Source organism: Sandarakinorhabdus sp. (assembly GCF_041689835.1).
In the GTDB taxonomy this organism is placed as follows: domain Bacteria; phylum Pseudomonadota; class Alphaproteobacteria; order Sphingomonadales; family Sphingomonadaceae; genus Sandarakinorhabdus.
In genome coordinates, this window is the sequence record NZ_JBDNFM010000093.1 from 1 (window position 1) to 4,318 (window position 4,318).

Consider the following 4,318-nt stretch of genomic DNA (forward strand, 5'->3'; position numbering starts at 1 on the left):
CCTGTTGCTGTTCGGCCGCAGCGGGCAGCGGCTGTCGGCGGGGGAGGCGGTGCAGGCGGCGCAAGCGCTGGCGCAACTGTCGGGGCTGCCGGCCTTTGCCGACGGGGGCTTGTTGGGCCGGCTGGGCCGCAGCCTGGGGTTGGACCGGCTGGGCGTCGGGACCAGTGCCAGCGGGGCGGCGGGGGTGGATGCCGGGCGGTACATCGCGCCGGGCCTTTACCTGGGTATTCGCCCGGGCACGGACGGGTCGCTGCCCGGGGTTGCGGCGCAATGGGATTTGACGCCGCGGCTGCGGTTGGAGGCGGAGAGCAGCCGCGGGGCGGGTGGGGAGCGGGTTGGAATGGGGTATGAGTTGGAGTATTGATCAAGACACTGTCCGCAGCCCCACTTGGCCGAAAGCCCTGGGGGCGTGTGATCCAGTATTTTATAGATAGAGCTGGGAACATGTGAGGATGAGAATTGCAGTTGTAGGCACATCCAATTCGATCGGCACCGGCGGCTACGTCTCTGGCATGCAAGAGAGTGGTAAAGTTCATTCAATTGAGAATTTTTCTATTGGACATAGCACCAGTGTCGTTCTGCCAATGATAAAAAAGAAGATAGACTTTTCATCTTTTGATTTCTGTATTTTTGATTTTGTGGTGAATGAAGAAGTCCAGCTAAAAAATATATTAGAGATATCTTTGATAAATGATCTTTTAGTTGATTTCATCAGTGGCATGGAAAATACCAGATGTATACCTGTTATTCTAATAATACCTAGTCATCTTGGATTAGGAGAAATGAAGCCGGCGCGCGCCTTTTACACCGATTTTGCGCGCCGGCACGGAGTTCCTTTTTTTGACTTCTATATCCATCTTGAAAATCTAGCCCATTATTCGAAACTATCGGTGAAATCGCTTTTCCGGGACCCGGATCATCTTGATCGTTGGGCAGCCTCGGCCTTTGGTTTCAAGCTGGCCGAGATCCTTGCTTCTCGTCTTTCAAAGCACGTTGAAAAAATATTCTCAGAAAAGGATGGCATGCTATTCGACTATATGGATTTTAGCAGCCTGCAATTGGGCACACCCACCATAACTCGAGAATCTTCAGTCTTGAAAGTAGAATTACAAATCCTCCGGGGTAAACAAACGATTCAAGTTCCCATTCAAAAGGGCAGTCAGATTATCGGAATAGCATTAAATCTTGGAAATACAAACGCGTTGATCACGCTCACATCAGGAAGCTCACGGGCGAGGTACGATTTTGGTGATCGATATTTGTTAGTGGACGACGAGCGCCCCGTGTTCGTTGTCCGACCAATTGTTCCGTTCAGATTGGATGAAACATTGCAAATAGGAATTCAGCCACCCACAAAAGGTGGAGACCGACCGCCAATTCTCGAGATCGGCGGGCTCACCATTCGACGATCCATTGGCAAGCAAAATGAACTTAATACAAACGATAAAGATATTGAACTCGCCCTGGCAATTTCTGACGCCGACGTTAGATTTGCAGCAATGCTTGGGAATCGGCTTTCAAACGTCAGAATCGCATTACAAAGAGAAATGGCAAAAAATGCTAAACAAGAAAATAATTGATTTTCTCGAACCTAAAGTTTTAACTGCATCACCGATCCGCGCGGATAAATTCTAACCAGCGCACGCGAATATCCTTTGGAGAGAAGGTCTTTCTTAAAAAAAGTGAATCGGCTGACTCATTCTGCGGTCACTACTCCTTCCATCTAACTCCCCGCCGAATTGTTTTCGCCGGAATTCCAGCGGCGAGGCAGTTTTCAAGAATTTCTCCAGTCACAAGCGCGCGACTTCCTATGACGCTGCCATTTCCGACAGACGAACCGCCAAAAAGCATCACATCTTCGGCGAGCCATACGTCATCGCCGATCGTGATCGGGGCGTCCGGATTAATCTGATCACCCGTTTGTATATCAAAAATGTAATGACTGTCTGTGGAGCGAAATTTTGCGTTGGAAAACAAACAACGATTCCCGATCATTATCGGGCCGCCCACATTCATGAAGATACCTGTTATCATTTTGTTGTTTTGGCCGATATTCACCGATCCACCGAGTTTCTTAAAAAAAATATGCCCGCGTATGTGATTATCATCACCAATTGTTACTGTACAATTTGAAACATGAAAATGTATGTGTAAATCATCTAGTTTATTCTTTTGCCCAATATGGACGTGGCAATTGCCAACATGCTTGTGAAAAAACACTTTCGCGCCACTGTCCGGCCCATGGATGATGTTTTCACTGCTCGTTTCGTCCACGATCAATTCTCTCCCTTTTACCCATCGTCCGACGCTTAATGACTGCGGAGGCAACCGGATAACACAAGCGTCTCTGGTTTCAAGGTTAGGCAACGTGCTGCTGACGGATCAAGCGTCGCTGCTGGATGGATTGTCGGTGGCGGCCTTCGCGTTCGACCAGGATGGTCTGGCCACGGCCGAAGGTGACATCGGCGAGGGTTCGGCTGGTGATGCTGCCGTGGCGCCCCCAGGTCTGGTCGACGACGAAGCGCTCGACCGGCGCTGCCGGATCGCCGGGCCGGTCGTCGGTCTCGAGCACGCGCCGTCAGCGACCGGGTGTTCCTCGGTCCCTTCTGCCGCGGCATGCCCCCAGGCACCCCCCCATGTTGCAGTACCAAGCGCCGCCTGCCACGCTTCACTCGCATCCGGAAAACCTTCCGCGCGCAAGAAAACCAGACGTAACTGTCAATAACCCGTCCAGGTATAGGGAGACGTGGCCTTGCTGACCTTAGCCTTGCTGTTGGTCATGCTGCTGGGGGGCGCCTCGATCGCCTACAGCTACGTGACGTCAAAGGATGTCCTCGCCCGCGATCCGGGCTCCGCCCGGATGCAGGAAATCGCCCAGGCAATCCAGGAAGGCGCCCAGGCCTATCTGAAGCGCCAGTATCTCACGATCGGCGCCGTCGGCGTGGTGCTGTTCATCCTGGTCGCCTGGCTGCTCGGCATCGCCGTCGCCATCGGCTTCCTGATCGGTGCGGTGCTTTCGGCCGCGGCCGGCTTCATCGGCATGAACGTCTCGGTGCGCGCGAATGTGCGCACGGCCCAGGCCTCGGCGACGGGGCTTGCCGCCGGGTTGGACGTCGCCTTCAAGTCGGGCGCCATCACGGGGATGCTGGTCGCTGGCCTCGCCCTGTTGGGGGTGACCGTCTATTTCTTCATCCTGGTGATCCTCGGCGGGCATCCGCCGCAGTCGCGCCTGGTGATCGACAGCCTGGTCGCCCTCGGCTTCGGCGCTTCGCTGATCTCGATCTTCGCCCGACTGGGTGGCGGCATCTTCACCAAGGGCGCCGACGTCGGCGGCGACATGGTCGGCAAGGTCGAGGCCGGCATCCCCGAGGATGACCCCCGCAACCCGGCCACCATCGCCGACAACGTCGGCGACAACGTTGGCGACTGCGCCGGCATGGCAGCCGACCTGTTCGAGACCTATGCCGTCACCCTGGTCGCGACGATGGTGCTGGCCGCCATCGCCTTCCAGGATGATGCGATGCGGGTCGCGGGCATGCTCTATCCGCTGACGATCGGCGGCATCTGCGTCATCACCTCGATCGCCGGCACGTATTTCGTGAAACTGCCCGCCAGCCAGAACATCATGGGCGCGTTGTATCGCGGGTTGATCGTCACGGCACTTCTGTCGCTGGCGGCGACGCTGCCGCTGACGGGGATCGTCTTCGGCGGTTTCACCCACCAGATCACGGCTCAGGGCACGGTGTTCACGCCGTTCGGCCTGTGGCTTTGCGGTGTCGTCGGCATCGCGGTGACCGCCTGCCTCGTGGTGATCACCGAATACTACACCGGCACGCAGTTCGCGCCGGTCAAGGCGATCGCCGAAAGCAGCCAGACCGGCCACGGCACCAATGTGATCCGCGGCATCGCGGTCAGCATGGAAGCGACCGCGATCCCCGCCTTGATCATCATCGCGGGCATCCTGTTCAGCTACAACATTGCCGGCCTCTATGGCATCGCCATCGCGACCACGACGATGCTGGGCGTCGCCGGCATGATCGTGGCGCTGGATGCTTTCGGTCCGGTCACCGACAATGCCGGTGGCATCGCCGAGATGGCCGGGTTGCCGCCGGAAATCCGTCACACGACGGATGCGCTGGATGCGGTCGGCAATACCACCAAGGCGGTGACCAAGGGCTATGCCATCGGTTCGGCCGCATTGGGCGCGGTGGTCCTCTTCGCGGCCTATACGCAGGATCTGAACTACTTCATCGCGAACAGCGACCTGTATCCGTTCTTCGCCGGCATCGGACCGCTGACCTTCTCGCTGTCCGACCCC

5 protein-coding genes are annotated in these 4,318 nt (G+C 56.4%); 3 read left to right on the forward strand and 2 right to left on the reverse strand.

Annotation, left to right across the window (positions count from 1 at the left end):
• A partial coding sequence (locus ACESL8_RS04580) for a translocation/assembly module TamB domain-containing protein (protein ID WP_372916430.1) occupies nt 1-364 on the forward strand: 364 nt, incomplete at its 5' end.
• 88 nt (nt 365-452) lie between these two features.
• Nucleotides 453-1,580: a hypothetical protein gene (locus ACESL8_RS04585; RefSeq protein ID WP_372916432.1), complete on the forward strand. Its 1,128-nt coding sequence runs from the start codon at nt 453-455 to the stop codon at nt 1,578-1,580.
• A gap of 130 nt (nt 1,581-1,710) precedes the next feature.
• Here the strand turns inward: ACESL8_RS04585 and ACESL8_RS04590 are convergent, their stop codons facing one another.
• Nucleotides 1,711-2,274, reverse strand: coding sequence for a hypothetical protein (locus ACESL8_RS04590; RefSeq protein WP_372916434.1), 564 nt, complete (start codon nt 2,272-2,274; stop codon nt 1,711-1,713).
• A gap of 85 nt (nt 2,275-2,359) precedes the next feature.
• The gene (locus ACESL8_RS04595) at nt 2,360-2,572 is read right to left on the reverse strand and encodes a hypothetical protein (RefSeq protein WP_372916436.1); all 213 of its coding nucleotides are present in this window, start codon (nt 2,570-2,572) and stop codon (nt 2,360-2,362) included.
• Between the two features lie 207 nt (nt 2,573-2,779).
• On the opposite strand from ACESL8_RS04595, the gene ACESL8_RS04600 reads away from it, so the two are divergent.
• On the forward strand, nt 2,780-4,318 hold a 1,539-nt coding region (locus ACESL8_RS04600; RefSeq protein ID WP_372916438.1), incomplete at its 3' end, for a sodium/proton-translocating pyrophosphatase.

What these genes read in the sequence shown, in the direction of transcription:
- ACESL8_RS04585 (WP_372916432.1), top strand. Translation starts at nt 453, where the DNA reads ATGAGAATTGCAGTTGTAGGCACATCCAATTCGATCGGCACCGGCGGC.